The sequence below is a fragment of the Marinobacter gudaonensis genome (assembly GCF_900115175.1).
Classification (GTDB): Bacteria; Pseudomonadota; Gammaproteobacteria; order Pseudomonadales; family Oleiphilaceae; genus Marinobacter; species Marinobacter gudaonensis.
This window is the reverse complement of the sequence record NZ_FOYV01000001.1, coordinates 1,556,297-1,572,911: the sequence shown is the minus strand read 5'-3', so window position 1 is coordinate 1,572,911 and position 16,615 is coordinate 1,556,297. Positions and strand designations below refer to the sequence as shown.

The 16,615-nt window shown below is 60.0% G+C and carries 19 protein-coding genes; 11 read left to right on the top strand and 8 right to left on the bottom strand.

Going from position 1 to position 16,615, the window contains the following annotated elements:
- Nucleotides 1-316 precede the first annotated feature (316 nt).
- Nucleotides 317-880, top strand: a complete 564-nt coding sequence (locus BM344_RS07200; protein WP_091987687.1) for a Yip1 family protein — start codon at nt 317-319, stop codon at nt 878-880.
- Nucleotides 881-894: 14 nt separating this feature from the next.
- On the opposite strand, the gene trhA is transcribed toward BM344_RS07200, so the two are convergent.
- Complete coding sequence (gene trhA / locus BM344_RS07195) at nt 895-1,560, bottom strand: PAQR family membrane homeostasis protein TrhA (RefSeq protein ID WP_167363223.1); 666 nt, start codon at nt 1,558-1,560, stop codon at nt 895-897.
- A gap of 188 nt (nt 1,561-1,748) precedes the next feature.
- Between trhA and wrbA the strand changes: the two genes are divergently transcribed.
- Nucleotides 1,749-2,348, top strand: a complete 600-nt coding sequence (wrbA, locus tag BM344_RS07190; protein WP_091987682.1) for an NAD(P)H:quinone oxidoreductase — start codon at nt 1,749-1,751, stop codon at nt 2,346-2,348.
- A gap of 55 nt (nt 2,349-2,403) precedes the next feature.
- Here wrbA and BM344_RS07185 read toward each other — a convergent pair whose 3' ends face one another.
- Nucleotides 2,404-3,111: a Crp/Fnr family transcriptional regulator gene (locus BM344_RS07185; protein WP_091987680.1), complete on the bottom strand. Its 708-nt coding sequence runs from the start codon at nt 3,109-3,111 to the stop codon at nt 2,404-2,406.
- A 96-nt stretch (nt 3,112-3,207) separates the two neighbouring features.
- On the opposite strand from BM344_RS07185, the gene BM344_RS07180 reads away from it, so the two are divergent.
- On the top strand, nt 3,208-4,125 hold the full coding sequence (locus tag BM344_RS07180; RefSeq protein ID WP_091987678.1) for an AEC family transporter: 918 nt from the start codon (nt 3,208-3,210) through the stop codon (nt 4,123-4,125).
- Here BM344_RS07180 and BM344_RS07175 read toward each other — a convergent pair.
- The 4 genes from BM344_RS07175 to BM344_RS07160 all read right to left on the bottom strand — a co-directional run bounded on the left by BM344_RS07175 (nt 4,122) and on the right by BM344_RS07160 (nt 7,336).
- Entirely contained in the window at nt 4,122-4,787 is a 666-nt protein-coding gene (locus tag BM344_RS07175; RefSeq protein WP_091987675.1) for a cation diffusion facilitator family transporter, read from the bottom strand. The genes BM344_RS07180 and BM344_RS07175 overlap by 4 nt on opposite strands.
- Nucleotides 4,788-4,873: 86 nt before the next feature.
- On the bottom strand, nt 4,874-5,332 hold the full coding sequence (gene cadR / locus BM344_RS07170) for a Cd(II)/Pb(II)-responsive transcriptional regulator (protein ID WP_091987674.1): 459 nt from the start codon (nt 5,330-5,332) through the stop codon (nt 4,874-4,876).
- Nucleotides 5,329-6,684, bottom strand: coding sequence for an ATP-binding protein (locus tag BM344_RS07165; RefSeq protein WP_091987671.1), 1,356 nt, complete (start codon nt 6,682-6,684; stop codon nt 5,329-5,331). Before BM344_RS07165 ends, cadR begins: the two co-directional genes overlap by 4 nt.
- Nucleotides 6,671-7,336 (bottom strand): response regulator transcription factor, encoded by a 666-nt coding sequence (locus BM344_RS07160; protein WP_091987668.1) that lies wholly within the window; start codon nt 7,334-7,336, stop codon nt 6,671-6,673. The genes BM344_RS07165 and BM344_RS07160 overlap by 14 nt, the downstream gene beginning before the upstream one ends.
- A gap of 201 nt (nt 7,337-7,537) precedes the next feature.
- On the opposite strand from BM344_RS07160, the gene BM344_RS07155 reads away from it, so the two are divergent.
- From BM344_RS07155 to BM344_RS07120, 8 genes are all read left to right on the top strand, one after another.
- The gene (locus BM344_RS07155) at nt 7,538-8,086 is read left to right on the top strand and encodes a cupredoxin domain-containing protein (protein WP_091987665.1); all 549 of its coding nucleotides are present in this window, start codon (nt 7,538-7,540) and stop codon (nt 8,084-8,086) included.
- 77 nt (nt 8,087-8,163) lie between these two features.
- Nucleotides 8,164-9,963 (top strand): copper resistance system multicopper oxidase, encoded by a 1,800-nt coding sequence (locus BM344_RS07150; protein ID WP_091987662.1) that lies wholly within the window; start codon nt 8,164-8,166, stop codon nt 9,961-9,963.
- 71 nt (nt 9,964-10,034) lie between these two features.
- Nucleotides 10,035-10,706, top strand: a complete 672-nt coding sequence (locus BM344_RS07145) for a copper resistance protein B (protein ID WP_407656846.1) — start codon at nt 10,035-10,037, stop codon at nt 10,704-10,706.
- A gap of 156 nt (nt 10,707-10,862) precedes the next feature.
- Nucleotides 10,863-11,219, top strand: a complete 357-nt coding sequence (locus BM344_RS07140; RefSeq protein WP_091987658.1) for a hypothetical protein — start codon at nt 10,863-10,865, stop codon at nt 11,217-11,219.
- A 19-nt stretch (nt 11,220-11,238) separates the two neighbouring features.
- A complete protein-coding gene (locus tag BM344_RS07135; RefSeq protein WP_091990884.1) occupies nt 11,239-11,451 on the top strand; it encodes a hypothetical protein in 213 nt (70 codons plus the stop codon).
- Nucleotides 11,444-13,825, top strand: a complete 2,382-nt coding sequence (locus BM344_RS07130) for a heavy metal translocating P-type ATPase (RefSeq protein WP_091987656.1) — start codon at nt 11,444-11,446, stop codon at nt 13,823-13,825. Before BM344_RS07135 ends, BM344_RS07130 begins: the two co-directional genes overlap by 8 nt.
- 54 nt (nt 13,826-13,879) lie before the next feature.
- Nucleotides 13,880-14,230: a DUF3147 family protein gene (locus BM344_RS07125; protein ID WP_091987654.1), complete on the top strand. Its 351-nt coding sequence runs from the start codon at nt 13,880-13,882 to the stop codon at nt 14,228-14,230.
- A 138-nt stretch (nt 14,231-14,368) separates the two neighbouring features.
- Nucleotides 14,369-14,902 carry a hypothetical protein gene (locus BM344_RS07120; protein ID WP_208603382.1) on the top strand — a complete coding sequence of 178 codons (534 nt, stop codon included), beginning with the start codon at nt 14,369-14,371 and terminating at the stop codon, nt 14,900-14,902.
- Between the two features lie 34 nt (nt 14,903-14,936).
- On the opposite strand, the gene BM344_RS07115 is transcribed toward BM344_RS07120, so the two are convergent.
- The gene (locus tag BM344_RS07115) at nt 14,937-16,469 is read right to left on the bottom strand and encodes an FAD-binding domain-containing protein (RefSeq protein WP_091987651.1); all 1,533 of its coding nucleotides are present in this window, start codon (nt 16,467-16,469) and stop codon (nt 14,937-14,939) included.
- Nucleotides 16,466-16,609 (bottom strand): DUF2256 domain-containing protein, encoded by a 144-nt coding sequence (locus BM344_RS07110; RefSeq protein WP_091987649.1) that lies wholly within the window; start codon nt 16,607-16,609, stop codon nt 16,466-16,468. Before BM344_RS07110 ends, BM344_RS07115 begins: the two co-directional genes overlap by 4 nt.
- Between the last annotated feature and the right edge of the window lie 6 nt (nt 16,610-16,615).

Below are 16,615 nucleotides of genomic sequence, written 5' to 3'. Positions count from 1 at the left end.
CGGGGGGCATGCTTGATATTCCTCAAGGACAGAATCCCGGCGTGCAGGTCGCAGTTTCCAGTCCCCGGCAGACGTTGGTTTGGTCCTCATAAAGCTGTTTAAAATCAAATGGATGCGTTCGAGATAATCCGAAGTGGGTACTCTGGAGGGGCGTTGGCGCAGTGGAGGTAGCCAATCATTTCCGGGGTTCGCCGGCCCGCTTGCTCAAGGTCATCCCGGTTTCTTGACCACTCCGGGGTCGAGGGCTATCACTGACAATAACATCGGTCCCACTGTGTCAGTGGACCGTGGATGTCGGATGATACGAGGTGGATATATGAATATGAACCAGTTGGCCCGTTTACCGTTTTCCGGTGACGGCGCCTGGTCTGAGCTTCGGCGCCTGAACCTGTCCATCCCCTTCCTGGCATGGGTGGTAGTTGTGCCCCTGTCGTTTCTGCCGCCGGTGCTGCTGTACTACGCCGGAACCCATTATGGTGATGCCTTCATTGACGGCTTCGGAGACAAGCAGTGGCGCTTTATTACCACCATCCTGTTCCTGGCCGAGTTGCTCACCTTTTTTGTGATGGGTTGGCTGATTCACGCGGTCATGGACAGCCACAAGCTGGAGGTCAGCTACCAGGACAGTTACCTGCTGGCGGCAATCGCTCCGCTGCCGCTGTGGCTGTCGTCCCTGGCCCTGCTGGTGCCATACCTGGCAGTAAGCGTGGTGGCGGTTCTCGCCGGGCTGTTTCTGTCCTGCGCGCTGGTGTACCAGGGGTTGCGATCCATCTGCGAGCGCAGGGACAACGACATTGAGGTCATGTCTGCCACCTACACCATCATGGCGGCTGCACTGCTGGCCTGGGGGTTGTTGATGGCGACGGTCTGGGCGTTTTGAGCGAGGCTGCCCGGTCAGGCGGCGTAGGGCAGGACCCCGTAATAGATGGCGCTGAAGTGACAGGCGCTGCCGCCGATCACGAACAGGTGCCAGACCGCGTGCATGTAGGGAATGCGATCGGCCAGGTAGAACGCAACGCCGGCGGTGTACACGATGCCGCCGGCGATGGTGAGGTTAAGGGCTGTTTCGCTCAGGCTTGCGACCAGATCCGAGGAAGCAAAGGTGATCAGCCAGCCCATGGCGATGTAGATGCCGACCCGGGCGAGCTTGAAACGATTCTTGAAAATCACCTTCAGCACCACGCCGGTTATCGCCAGGGACCAGATGACGGCGAACAGCGTCCAACCCACGGTTCCGCGCATGTTCACGAGCAGAAACGGCGTGTAGGTACCTGCGATCAGCAGAAAAATGGCGCAGTGATCCAGTGTCTTGAATACGCGCTTGAGTTCCGGCCGGCGGGCGCCGTGGTATAGGGCCGAGGCCAGATACAGCAATACGAGGGAAGCCCCGAAAATACTGAAGCTGACGATCTTCCAGACATCGCCAACCTCGCTGGCGCCAACGATCAGCGCCACCGTGCCGATGACGCTCAGTACAGCGCCGAGCCCGTGGGTGGCGCTGTTCAACCACTCCTCAATCCGGTGGTGAACGGTTTGCGCCTGGGCCTGTGGTGAGGTCATTGGGTTGGTCTGCGTATTGGACATGCCGCTAACATACTTGAGCGTACACGTGTACGCAACCGCTCTGCATGAACATCCTGTGATCCCATTCAGAAAAACTGAATGACCTGTCTGAAAACTTCCGATTTCACGGCGGTCCGGTGCCGGTTAGCATGCGTAACATCAATCAGACAAAGGAGGTTTATCCCATGGCAAAAGTACTTGTGCTCTATTACTCCATGTACGGCCATATCGAAACCATGGCCAACACCGTTGCCGAGGGTGCCAAGGCAGTTGCCGGTGCCGAGGTAACCATCAAGCGTGTGCCCGAAACCATGGCCGACCAGGCTTTCCTGAATGCCGGCGGCAAGGCCGATCAGCAAGCGCCCGTGGCAGATCCGAAGGAATTGGCAGACTACGATGCCATTATCTTTGGCACCCCGACTCGATTCGGCAACATGGCTGGCCAGATGCGCACCTTCCTGGACCAGACCGGTGGGTTGTGGGCCGAAGGTAAGCTGCACGGCAAGGTGGCCAGCGTATTCACCTCCACCGGTACGGGCGGTGGCCAGGAGCACACGATCAGCTCCTTTTGGACCACCCTGGCCCATCACGGCATGGTGCTGGTACCGCTGGGCTACGGCATTCCGGAATTCTTCGATATTTCCGAGGTAAATGGCGGTACGCCCTACGGCGCCTCTACCATCGCTGGTGGCGATGGTTCACGTCAGCCCAGCGAGAAGGAACTGACGATTGCCCGTTACCAGGGCAGGCACGTTACGGAACTGGCGGTGAAACTGCACGGCTGAGTGTCAACTCAGGTAGATTTTGATTAAGCGTTGAGCGTTTCGGGCAGCAGGTTGCTTACTTGCTGCCCTTTTTTGTGGCCGTTTTCAGGCGTGAGAAGGTGGCCGGCACCACACCCAGCCAGGAGGCAAGCTGGTTGTCCGGCACCCGTTTCACCAGCTCCGGATATTCCTCCAGCAACAGGCGGTATCGGTCGCGTGCGGGCATAGTCTGTTTGCGGAATTCCCGCATGCTGGTGAGTTCCGCCAACTCCTCGGTGAGCACCAGGGCAAAGCTCGGCCACAGTCCCTCGCCGTGGGACTGGATCGCGGAGCGAAAGGCGGAAAAATCGGCCACCCAGACGGTAACCGGTGTTGTGCTGGTCAGGCACAGGGTATTGCGCACGGTGCGGGTACGGCCAAACACGGGCCAGACCATATCCCCTTCGGAAAAGAAGTGGTGTATGGATACCTTGCCGCCCGGTGATTCCCGGTACAGGCGCATGATGCCGTACTGGATCAGATACACGCTGGCCCAGGGGGTGTCGTGTTTCTCCAGGGTAACCTCGGGCTCCACTCGACGCTGATGGAACAGGCGGGTCAGGTCCGCCAGGAATCGGGCGTCGGGCTCATTCTCATGGCCGGACAGGCGAATGCCGAAAATCCGGCTCAAGCCGTTCAGCAGAGCCGTCGATTGCGGGGCCGCATCCTGCGCTATGATGTCCTGGCGCTTCTCTCCGAGCATGCAGGGCGCGGAGGAGACGTCTGGCCGGAGGATGCTGTTCATGCCGTGACCCCTGTTATGAGTATCCGCGTGATTATGGTATTAATCACGCATCTTTTGAAATGACTTAAATCATTAAGGGTTTTCCACTCCGTCGATATGGCCGCCGCACTCGCACTTTTCTTCAAGCTGATTCCCCTCTACATCACGGTGGCCCTCGGGTGGGTGGCCGGCCGCTATCTGCAGGCCAGTGGCCGCCACATCGCCGGCATCATGCTCTACATCGTGACACCCTCGGTGGTGTTCTCCGGTGTTATGGCGGCGCCGCTGTCGCCAGAAGTCATCGCCCTGCCATTCCTGGTATTCGGTCTCTCGTCGCTTCTGGGCTATGTCCAGCTGAAGCTGGCCAGGCGGGTTCTGCACGACGGCAGCGCCAACATCATTCCTCTCTGTGTCGGCTCCGGCAATACCGGCTACTTTGGTGTGCCGGTCGCGCTGTTGCTGTTCGGTGAAGAGGGCCTGGGCCTGTACATCGTGTGCATGCTGGGCACCACATTGTTCGAGAATTCCGTGGGGTTTTATCTCGCGGCCAGGGGCCGCTACAGCATCAAGGACGCGCTCTGGCGGGTACTGAAGCTGCCGTCGGTGTATGCGTTCCTGGCGGCGGTAGCCCTGAATCTCGCCGAAATCGGCATTCCGGATATCTTTGTGCCGCTCTTCGAGAATCTCCGGGGCGCCTACAGCGTACTCGGCATGATGATCATCGGCATGAGCATCACCAGTTTCCGTGGGCTGGCGGGCAACGTCCGCTTCACCGCTCTGGCCTTTTTCGGCAAGTTTGTGGTCTGGCCGCTGGTGGCCATCCTGTTCTGGTGGGTCGATGCCAACCTGCTGGGCATCTACGAGCCCGCGGTGCACAAGGCCATGTTCCTGATTGCCATCACGCCCATTGCCGCCAATACCGTGGTCATTGCCACCCTGCTGGATACCTCACCAAGGCAGGCAGCGGGTACGGTTTTGCTCACCACGCTGTTCGCTCTGGCGTTTATTCCGGTGATGATCTCGGTGGCTTTCTAACGGGAACGTGAAGCCGCTGGCTCTGCCCGCCCGGTCGCTTCAACGGCAGCGCTACGTGCTTCGGCGATGTCGGTGCGGGCATGGCGCACCACGCTAACGCCCGCAGTAATGGCCAGAGTGCCCATCACCGCGGCAACGGCCAGGTCCGGCCAGGCGGTGCCGGTGCCGAACACGCCAAGTGCTGCGGCCATCACCGCCAGGTTGCCGATGGCATCATTGCGGCTGCACAACCACACCGAGCGCATGTCTGAATCCCCGTCCCGGAAACGGAACAGCATGACGGCCACGCCCACGTTCGCCAGCAGCGCCAAGAGGCCAACCAGGCCCATGGTCATTGGCTCGGGCGTGGTGCCGGATTCGAGTACATAAACGGCTCGGGCCCAGACCACCACACCGAATGCGGCCATGGTCAGGCCCTTCACCATGGCTGCGCGGCCGCGCCACAGCATGCCCATGGAGAGCACGGCCAGGGACAGGATGTAGTTGGCACTGTCGCCGAAAAAATCGATGGCGTCGGCCATCAGTGACACCGAGCCCGAGGACAGGCTGGCAATCCCTTCCACCAGGAACATGGCCAGGTTGACCCACAGGGCGACCCAGAGCGCCCGGCGAAACCTCGGGTCGGGAGATTTGGGCTCGGGGGCGGAGCAGCTGCACGCCATAGACACCTCCTTGATATTGGATGGCCCTATTAAAAACCCTGTAGTAACTACAGGGTCAAACCGTTAAAGAGGTTGTTGGCAAAGGTTCAGCTCTGGCCTGGCCCGTGGGTGCCAGGCACGTGGTTGTGATGATCGTCGCTGCGGGGCGTTTCAAGCTCGGTGTTGAGACCATCAAGAATTCCGCATTCCCTGACCGTCCTGGCATCCGAGCAGGCTTCCTGGAGCCGCACGAGGGTCTCTTCCAGACGTGCCAGCTCCTCGAGCCGCTCGCGAACGTGTACAAGATGGCGGGCCAGAAGGGCATCCACTCCGCTGCAGTCGGCCTCCGGCTGCTCGGCGAGGCGAATCAGTTCCCGGATCTCTTCCTGGGCCATATCCAGGTTGCGGCAGCGTTTGATAAACAGCAGCCGGTCGAGATGGGGCTGGCGGTAGGCGCGATAACCGCTGGTGTCCCGGTTGGGTTCCGGCAGCAAACCAATCTTTTCGTAATAGCGGATGGTTTCGACGGGAATGGCCGTCGCTTTTGCAAGTTCGCCGATCTTCACTGCCTGCTCCCCCCAGAATTTCCGGGAAAATGAACCCTGGCCTTGAGGCCGCCGATGGTGCCGGGGCTGAACTCCAGCGTACCACCATATCGCTCGGTGATCTCCCGGGCGATGGCCAGGCCGAGTCCATGTCCCGGTGTCTGTTCGTCCAGACGCACCCCCCGGGTGCCAAGGCTGGGAAGCAGATCGGCGGGCGCGCCCGGGCCATCGTCCTCCACTGTGATGGTCAGTCCCTCAGCGTCTTCTTCCAGGCCCAGTTCAACAACAGCGTTGGACCATTTTCCGGCGTTGTCCAGGAGGTTGCCAATTACTTCGTTCAGGTCGTGCTCCTCGATCGGCCATCGCCGTTCTTCGGTGAGCAGGGTGGACATTTCAAAGGATTTGGCCGGGTACAGCCTACCCAGCATCCACAGCAGATCCCGGGCCTGTTTAAGCGGATAGGCGCTTTTGCCGACCTGCGGTCCGGCGAACCGGCTCCGGCGCATTTCTGCCTCAAGCTGCCGGTCGATGTCGCTGAGCCGGGCCGCCATCTGTTGCCTCAGGTCGTGGGTCAGCGGCCGGTCTTCGTCTTCCAGTATCTGGCGAACGGCGGCAATGGGCGTTTTGACGCTATGGGAGAGGTTGGCCAGGGCATCCCTTGAACGCTCCAGGCGCTGGTCCAGTGAATCCAACAACTGGTTGAGCTGAACCACCAGCGGGTGGAATTCCTCCGGTGCCTGGACAGCAATGCGCGAAACCTCGCCGTCCTGCAGCCGTTTCAGGGTGGCTTTGAGCGATACCACGGGGCGCATGGACAGAGTGATGCCCAGCCAGAGCACGCCGACCAGCAGCAGTATCAGGAGCAGGGAGACAATCGCGGTCCAGAGATGGAGCTCCGACTGGCTGCGCTGCAAGGCGTCCAGGTCTTCGGACACGACAACCACAATCGGGGTGCCGTCTACGGTAAAAGAGTCGCGATAGGCCAGGATGTCGGAGGGCAGGTTGTCTCCGCCAGGACCGCTGACACGCACGGACCCGTCAGAGCCGGATGCGATCAGGGGCATCAGCAGCGGCGCCCAGCTTTCCGGCGACATCAGGGTGCGGGAGGGCGAATGGATCGCGAAGGCGTGGTGAAACACTTCCTGGAAGTAGTCGCCTGTCTGAAGTGTGTCCAGCTGGCCGCCGGAATCACGGATCTGATGTTCGAGGAAGGCGACCTCGTCTTTCAATCGGGTTTCCACGAAGGCCCGCGACATTCGGTCGAGCAGCAGGCCATGGACCAGCCAGGCAACGGCCATGAGGGTAATGCCCGCTGGCAGGAGCAGGGCCAGCAACGTGCCTTTGATGGATGCCGGTTTGCTAAACCACGTCATTGAACAGATAACCCTGGCCGCGCCGCGTTGAAATGGTGTCACTGCCAACGAGTTTACGGAGTCTGCGGATGTAGGCTTCGATAACGTTGTCGCTGGGTGTTTCGTTCAGGTTGTACAGTTGCTCCATGAGCTGTTCCTTGGAGAAAACCTGGCCGGGACGGCTCATCAGGCACCGCAACAGACGGAACTCGGTGCCGGTCAGGCTGTGTTCGGCTCCGTCCGCCAGTTTCAGGCTCTGGCGGTTTTCATCCAGTTCCAGGCCGCCGGCCCTGACCACGGCCTGAACCCGACCTTCGCTCCGGCGGACAATGGCGTTGAGGCGGGCAATCAGTTCCTCCGACTGGAAGGGTTTGGCGAGGTAATCGTCGGCACCGGCTTTCAGGCCGTTTACCTTGTCTTGCCAGTCACCTCGGGCCGTGAGAATGAGCACCGGGAAGTCGATACCGTTGGCCCGCCACTTCCGGAGCAGATCCAGTCCGTTGCCGTCCGGCAGTCCGAGGTCCAGGACAACGGCGCGATATTCCTCCTGTTCGGCGAGTGCCAGGGCCTGCTTCACTGTTCGGGTTGAATCCACGCTGAAGCCGGCTTTCTCCAGCTGGCCAGCCAGCCCGTCTGCCAGCAATCGGTCGTCTTCGACAAGCAATAAGCGCATAGGGGCATCCTTCCTGATTGACGTCACGCGGGCGCCATTGTGACGCTGGTACCTGAAATCATCCTGAACCTTAAAAAATTCGTCATTTTCAGAAAGGATTCAGGTTGGTGGGTAATCGTAACCGTCGATTCTGGATATTGCTCAAGTTTCTGAGCATGCCGTCATTGTTTTTCAAGCCATTATCCCACAGGAGGATACAGGATGAAGCGATCAGCATTTGTAGCAGCGGCAGCGGCCATGACTCTCTCGGCGAACGTGTTTGCGGCCGGTGCCCACAGCGGCGGTCACGGTCATGGTGCCGCCATTGGTGAGCCGGGCAATGCCTCCGAGGCCAGCCGCACCATCTCTGTCGAGATGCACGACAATTACTACGAGCCGGAGGCCATTGAGGTCCAGCCCGGAGAGACGGTGCGCTTCGTGGTGGAAAACAAAGGTAACCTGGTTCATGAGTTCAACCTCGGTACCCCTGCGATGCACGAGGCCCATCAGGACGAAATGAAGATGATGGTCGAGCACGGCGTGATCCAGGGCGGCAAGCTCAATCACGACATGATGAATATGGAGATGGATGGTCACTCCATGAAGCACGACGACCCCAACAGCGTTCTTCTGGAACCGGGTCAGAGCAAGGAAATCGTCTGGAAATTTTCTGAAAAGGCCAATATTGAGTTTGCCTGCAACGTGCCGGGGCATTACCAGGCGGGTATGTACGGCGAAGTGAAATTCAACGAGGCCGTGGCTGAAAAGTAGGGCAGTGGATTCGCGCTGCCGTTTGCGTATCAGAAGAGCGAGTTTCCAGACAAAGGCGTAATCAAGAGTAGTCAATCATGAAGAAAAAACTTCTGGCGGGCCTTGCGGCCATGCTGTTGCCGGCCCTTGGCCTGACCGGTGAGTACAACCTGACAGTCGATCGGGTCACCATCGACACGGGAGACTTCGTCAAGGAAGGCATCGGATACAACGGGGCCTCGCCCGGCCCCGTGCTGAGGTTCAAGGAAGGCGAGGAGGTGACCATCAACGTCACCAACAACCTCGACGAAATGACATCTATTCACTGGCACGGCCTGATTCTGCCGTACAAGCAGGATGGCGTTCCGGGCATCAGCTTTCCCGGCATCAAGCCGGGCGAAACCTTTACCTACCGGTTTCCAATCCAGCAGGCTGGTACCTACTGGTTCCACAGCCATTCTGGTTTTCAGGAGCCGGACGGGGCCTACGGCGCCATTGTGATTGAGCCTGAGGGTCGCGAGCCTTTCCGGTACAACCGCGAATACGTCATTCAGCTGACCGACAAGCACCCGCACTCCGGCGACCGCATCATGCGCAATCTGAAGATGATGCCGGACTACTACAACCGCCAGCAGCAGACCGTTGGCGAGTTTTTCTCCGACGCCTCCGAGCAGGGATTCCTGAACACCCTGAAGGACCGCCTGGCCTGGGGCGATATGCGCATGATGAAAGCGGATGTGGAAGACCTGCAGGGCTTCACCGGGCTGATCAACGGCAAAGGACCGGAGCAGAACTGGACCGGCCTGTTCGAGCCGGGTGAGCGCATTCGCCTGCGCTTCATCAACTCCTCCGCCATGACCTATTTCGACATCCGCATTCCCGGCCTCGACATGACCGTGGTGCAGGCCGATGGCAACAACGTGCAGCCGGTTACCGTGGACGAGTTCCGCATCGGCGTGGCGGAAACCTACGACGTGATCGTGCGTCCGAAAGACGCACAGGCCTACACCATCTTTGCAGAATCCATGGGCCGTTCGGGTTTTGCCCGGGCAACGCTGGCGCCTGAGGAAGGTATGGCCGGGGTCGTTCCGCCACTGCGCGAACCATCTCGGCTGACCATGGCAGACATGGGCGGCATGCACGGCATGGACCACGGCGGTATGCACGGTATGGATCACGGCGATATGGCCGGTATGGACCACTCCGGAATGGAAGGCATGGATCACTCGAACATGGCCGGCATGGATCATTCCAACATGAAGGGGATGGATCATTCGAATATGAAGGGAATGGATCACTCGAATATGGAAGGCATGGATCATTCCGGCATGGCGGGAATGGATCATGGTGCCATGGGACAGAAGGCGCCCAGCGATCCCTTCTATGCCAAGGGCAGTGGCCTGGTGCCAGTCGCAGCCAACGGTGGCAAGTTCCTTTCATACGCCGATCTGCGTGCCCAGAGCCCGCTTTATGAGGACCGTGAGCCGACCCGGGAGATTGAGCTGCGCCTGACCGGCAACATGGAGCGCTACACCTGGAGTATCAACGGTGTGAAGTACGAGGATGCCGATCCGATTCGCCTCCAGTATGGCGAGCGGGTGCGCTTCAAGTTTGTCAACGAAACCATGATGACTCACCCCATGCACCTGCATGGCATGTGGTCCATCCTGGATGTTGGCGCAGGTCAGTTCAATCCGGTCAAACACACGATCAGTGTGCAGCCCGGTACCACGGTGTACATGGAAACCGAGGTGGACGAACCCGGCCAGTGGGCATTCCATTGCCACCTTTCCTACCATGCGGCTGCCGGCATGTTCCGGAAAGTGATTGTCGAGGGCGGCCCTGACACCCAGCAGGCCAACACCGATCCGGTCGAGGAAGAAGGGGGAGAGGCATGAGGTATTGTCGATTCCTGACGCTCGGGCTGGTCGGCTCCCTGCTGTTGCCAACCGCAGTGGCAGCCCAGGACATGATCGAAGACACCACGGCGCGCAAGCAGCCCCTCGCCACCTGGGGTGTTCAGTTCGAAGAACTGGAGTACCGCTACAGCGATTCGGATGAGGAGCTGGGTGTCTGGAAGTCCGATGTCTTTTACGGCACCGACGAGCTGAAATTCCGCTGGCTCAGCAAAGGCGAATACGCCATCGAGGAGCAGGCCTACGAGGGCCTGGAAAACCAGCTGGTGTTGCAAACGCCCATCTCTGACTTTTTCGATGCCAAGGCGGGCGTGCGGTTCGATACACCTGAAGGGCCGGACCGTACCTATGCCGTGCTGGGTGTAACCGGCCTGGCCCCCCAGTGGTTCGAGGTGGACGCAAACCTGTACGTCAGTGATGAAGGTGACGCTTCGGCGGAGCTGGACGCCGAGTACGAACTGCTGCTCACCAACCACTGGATCCTGTCCGCCGCCCTGGATGCCACCGTGGCCTTCAGCGAGGATCGGGAAATCGGGCTGGGTAAAGGCCTGAGCTCCACGGAAGCAGGGCTTCGGCTGAGCTACGACCTGATCGACCGTGCCGTGTCTCCCTACATCGGTGTGGTGCATGAGCGCAAATACGGCGACACCGCCGATTTTGCGGAAGCAGAGGGCGGCAGCACGGAAGACTGGTTCGCGGTGATTGGCGCCCGGATCGCATTCTAAAAGCCACTTCCCATAGCCCGGGCGTTCGCGCCCGGGCTTTTTCTTTCAAAATTGATTCACCTCAAATCAACCTAATTCTGGCGCGCATTTTCAGCGGCAATTCAGAAAGCGGTGCTGAAATGGTTCCGAAGTCACCAAGATGCGAGGTGAAACCCGATGGCCAAAGCACGCAAGCCAGGTATCCAGGAAGCCTTCCTGGTGCGACGAGTACTATCTGTCGAGGGCCTGTCCGAATATCAATGGGAAGACCTGGTACAGGATCTCAATCATCATCCGTGCGTGGATATGGCAGAGCGCAGACCGGCCAGCCGGCTGGGTATCGCCTATGATGGAAGTCACTGGTCGATCGACGAGTTACTGGCCCTGGTTACGGCCCGGGGTGGTCGGATGAAAAACGGTTGGTGGGCCCGCCGAAAGCTGGCCTGGTACCGCTTCACTGATGACAACGTACGGGCGAATGCGCGGCATGAACCCCATTGCTGCTCAAAGATGCCCCCCATGAAACGGAAGTAGCTGGAAAGTGGAGGCCAATATGCATGGAAATACTTTGTGGGCAGGACACTGGCTGTGGATGCTGGTGATTGCCATTGCGGTGGTTGTTCCGGCCTGGCGCATCTGCCAGCGCACGGGTTACCCGGGCTGGCTGGGGCTGCTGATCCTGGTTCCCCTGATCAATCTTGGTCTACTGTATTTCATAGCCTTTTCCGAATGGCCCGCAGACAGGAAGGAGCGCCAGGATGGCTGAGCATCGGCACGCTCATCACCACAACGATCACGACCACAGTCACCATAACCACGACCACGGCCAGACAGGCGGTGATGAACACACCGTGAAGGACCCGGTGTGCGGCATGTCGGTGGACCCGCACAGCGCGGAGCATCGCAGCCAGCACGCCGGTCGAACCTGGTATTTCTGCTCGGCGGGCTGTCAGTCGAAGTTCGAGCAGGATCCGGACCGCTATCTTGGGGACAACAACCGTGAGGAAGAGCCGGTTGCGCCGGGCACCATGTACACCTGCCCCATGCACCCGGAAATCCGGCAACAGGGCCCGGGCGACTGCCCGATTTGCGGGATGGCCCTGGAGCCTGAGCAGGTCAGCCTGGACGACGGCCCCTCGGAAGAACTCAGGGACATGACCCGCCGATTCTGGATTGGCCTTCTCCTCGCCTTTCCGGTGCTGGTTCTGGAAATGGGAGGGCACCTCACCGGGCTTGATCATCTAGTGGCCCCGCAAATGTCCAACTGGATCCAGTTGGTGCTGGCAACGCCCGTCGTCCTTTGGTGTGGCTGGCCCTTTTTTGTGCGTGGCTGGAAATCGGTGGTCAGCCGTAACCTGAACATGTTCACGCTCATTGCCATTGGTACGGGGGTCGCTCTCATCTATAGCCTGGTGGCAACCCTGGCCCCCCAGATATTCCCGGGCGCGTTTCGCCAGGACGACGGTTCGGTGGCGGTCTATTTCGAGGCGGCGGCGGTTATCGTGGTGCTGGTGCTGCTTGGGCAGGTTCTTGAATTGCGGGCGCGGGAGAAAACCTCCGGCGCCATCAAGGCGCTGCTGGATCTGGCTCCGGCCACGGCCAGGAAACTGGGCGATGACGGCAGTGAGTCGGATGTGTCGCTGGACCAGGTCAAGGTGGGCGATCGTCTGCGGGTACGGCCGGGCGACAAGGTGCCCCTCGACGGTGAGGTGCTTGAAGGCAGTTCAAACATTGATGAATCCATGGTCACCGGCGAACCGCTGGCGGTCAGCAAGAAAGCCGGAGATCTGGTGATTGGCGGCAGCATCAATCAGCAGGGCAGTTTCATTATGCGGGCCGACAAGGTGGGCCGCGATACCATGCTGTCCCAGATCGTGCAGATGGTGGTCAGCGCACAACGCAGCCGTGCACCCATCCAGGGTTTGGCGGATAAGGTCGCGGGTTACTTTGTGCCAGCAGTCATCGTGATTGCGATCATCGCCTTTATCGCCTGGTCTGTTCTTGGGCCCACGCCGCCCATGGCCTTCGGCCTGATCGCCGCCGTGAGTGTTCTGATCATTGCCTGCCCATGTGCACTGGGTCTGGCAACCCCCATGTCCATCATGGTCGGCGTCGGCCGCGGCGCCCAGAGTGGCGTGCTGATTCGTGATGCTGAAGCCCTGGAGCGCATGGAAAAGGTGGACACCGTGGTGGTGGATAAAACCGGCACCCTGACCGAAGGTAAACCCCGGGTCACTCAGCTGGTGAGCGCCGAGGGCTTCAGCGACAACGATCTGATGCGTTACGCCGGTGGTCTGGAAAAGGGCAGTGAACATCCACTGGCGCACGCCATCCTTGAAAAGGCGAAGGGTATGGACCTTACCCTGCCGGATGCGGAGGACTTTGATTCACCCAATGGCAAGGGCGTGACCGGCCGTATCGACGGCAGGCGAGTGCTTCTTGGCAACCGGCTGCTGATGGAGGCCGAGGGTGTTGACACTCGCGCGTTCGATGAACGGGCCGAACAGCTCCGCAGCGATGGCGCAACGGTCATTTTCGCGGCCGTGGAGGGGAAGGTGGCCGGCTTGCTGGCCATTGCCGACCCCGTAAAGGAAACCACCGAGGCCGCCATTTCGGCCTTGCAGAAAGACGGCATCCGGGTGGTGATGCTCACCGGCGATAACCGCACCTCGGCCGAAGCGGTTGCCCGCAAGCTGCACATCGACGAGGTTGAAGCCGAGGTGCTGCCGGAGGACAAAGGCAAGATTGTGCAACGCCTGAAGGATGAAGGCCGCATTGTGGTGATGGCCGGCGATGGCGTGAACGATGCTCCTGCTCTGGCAACCGCCGATGTAGGTGTAGCCATGGGCACGGGCACCGATGTGGCCATCGAGAGTGCCGGAATCACGCTGCTGAGAGGCGACCTGATGGGCATTGTCGAGGCGCGTCGGTTGTCTCTGGCGACCATGCGCAACATCCGTCAGAATCTGTTTTTCGCCTTTGTGTATAACTCGGCCGGAGTTCCGATTGCGGCGGGGGTGCTGTATCCAGTGTTCGGGATCCTGCTGTCGCCGATTTTTGCGGCAGCAGCCATGTCGCTGTCCTCGGTCAGCGTCATCGTGAATGCCCTTCGGTTGCGGGTGACCCGCCTGGAAGGTTAGGGGCGCAGGGTAGATCGATGGAACCAAACGGCGTGATTCAACAGAGGACAATGCATGACCTGGCTGATTACCAAGTACGCCATCACCGCCGCACTGGTGGTACTTGTATCCGAAGTTGCCAAACGCAGTGACAAACTGGGCGCTTTGATCGCCGCGCTGCCCATGGTGACGGTACTGGCGATGATCTGGCTATACGTGGAACAACAGCCAGACGAAAAAATCAGTAACCATGCCTGGTACACCTTCTGGTACGTATTGCCGACTCTGCCGATGTTTCTGGTGTTTCCCTTCCTGATGTCGAGGTTCGGATTCTGGCCCTCCCTTGGCATCAGCGCTTTGTTGACCATGGCGTGTTTTGGCGTCCTGGCGCTGGCGGTAAAGCGGTTTGGCATTGTTCTTCTCTGAGCGCCGCCGGGCCGGAACTGACCCAGATCAAACTTGCTGCCATTAGGCGCTATTCACCACCGTTTTTTCAGTCCGGATTCAGATTCATGGGCTTTACTGAAAAGGATGCATGAAGCCGCTACCCAGAAGGAGGGAGCCATGAACCGAATCAGTCGATTTGCCATTTACTCTGTTATTACTGCCTTGCCCGTTCTCGCCTTTTCCCACGGCAACGGCGACCCGATGCCCCACGATGGCATGATGAACCAGCAACAAATGCAACAGATGCACGACAACATGTCGCGTATGCAGGAGATGATGCAGCAGATGCGCAACGCCGACTCCAACGCCGAGCGTGAGCGTCTGCGGGAGCAACACATGGAAGCCATGCACGAGCAGATGGAGATGATGCGCGGCGGCATGATGGGTCCCGGAATGATGGGGCAGGGCATGATGGGCCAGGGCATGATGGAAGATCGTGGCATGGGCCAGGGTGGCATGGGCAATCAGCAGGGCATGATGAATAACCAGGGCCAGGGCAAGAAACAGCCCGGCAACGCTCAGGGCAAACAATCGAGCGGGCCGGGTATGGACAGCGAACAGCGTCTGAACCGGATGGAAAACCGGATGAACCAGATGCAACTGATGATGGAGCAGATGCTCGAACACCAGCGCCAGATGTACCGCAACTGAGTCGGCTGTGCGGGCCTTCCCCTGGGCAGGAAGGTTAGTCAAAGAGTGACAGCTGGTCGCTCTGCCCGTCTTCTTTTCGGGGCCCGGAAGGAAGGCCGGGGCGCTTCTGTACCGGCCCCTTCCGACTGCCATGACGTTTCAGGACACGGTCGGTTTCGGCCCGGCTGACCGACCGTTTTCGAAAATCCCCTACCGCCTTGCGTGCCACCCGGGCCGCCTGCTCGTGATCGCATACCGGGGCAATGTAGGTATTGCCGCCGTAGCGGGCTTTCTGGGGTTGCGTCATCAGCCAGGGGGCGTGGATCATCTCTCTGGGCACGCCGGCCAGTTCCGGAATCCAGCGGCGGATGAACTCACCGTCCGGGTCCAGCTTCTGGCTTTGCAGCACCGGGTTGTAGATGCGCAACGCATTGATGCCGGTCAGGCCCGATTGCATCTGGGTCTGGGAGTAGTGGATGCCGGGCTCGAAATCGGTGAACAGCCGGGCCAGATGCAGAGCGGGATCACGCCAGTGCAGCCATAGCTGGTAACTGGCCACCGCCATCAACATGGCCCGCATCCGGAAATTGATCCAGCCAGTGTGGTTGAGCGCGCGCATGCTGGCATCCACCAGCGGCCAGCCTGTCTGGCCTTCCTGCCAGCGCTGCAGGCGTTCGGAATTGTTGGGCCCGGTTTTTAGTGCTTCCATTTCCCGGTGCATGGCGCGAAATTCCAGTTCCGGCTCGTCTTCCAGTTTCTGGATGAAGTGGCAGTGCCAGTGCAGCCGGGAGCGGAAGCTGGTGAGGCTTTTTTTCTTGCGGGGCAGGGTGTTGCGGTGTTGCCCGGCGGCTTTCGCCTGCTGATAGATTTCCCGAAGGCTGACGGTGCCGTAGGCTATGTGGGGGCTCAGGCGCGAGCAGGCGCGGAAGGCGGTATTGGGGCTGGAAATGTTGTACTGGTAGCCCACGCAACGGCGGTCCAGAAACGACGAGAGCAGCTTTTCTCCACGGGCACTGCCGCCGGCCTGCCGATCCGGACAATCATCGGCAAGGCCCAGCGTCTGGGGCGCCAGTTGCCAGTCCACGGTCGAGGCGCCCTCGGGCGCCAGGATTCGTTCGGGGGCGGCCAGCGTGCTGCCCCGCATCAGGTCCGTCCAGGCGTTGTCCCACAGGTCCCTGTCGGCGAGTCGCCGAACCACACCAAACTGGCGCCACTCCTGAAACTCGACGCCATTCTCCGCGCACCACTGGATGACGGATTTGTCCCGATCAAAGGTCCACTGACCGCCGGTTTCCTGGTGGCAGAAGATGCGCCCTATACCATGACTCGCACGCAGCTGTTTAAGGGCTCCAATCACCGACCCTCGAACCACCCATAATTGGCTCCCGGCGGCGCGGAGCTGCCGGTCCAGATCGGTGAGGGAGTCCCGGATAAACTGCCACTGGCGGCCGCTGGTGTCCGGCAACTGCCAGTAGTCGTCTTCGATCACATACAGCGGTATCACCGGCTCGCCCAGAGCGGCCGCTGCCACGAGCGGGGCGTGATCGTGGGTGCGCAGGTCCCGTTTGAACCAGACCACCGTGGTCATTCGGCTTTGCTCCTGGCCCGCCGGCAGCGTTCGCTGCAGTAGCGCACGTTGTCCCAGTCCTTTGCCCATTTTTTGCGCCAGGCGAACGGGCGATTGCAGACCGCGCAGACTTTCTCGGGAAGATGGGGTTTTTTGTGCATCCGGAT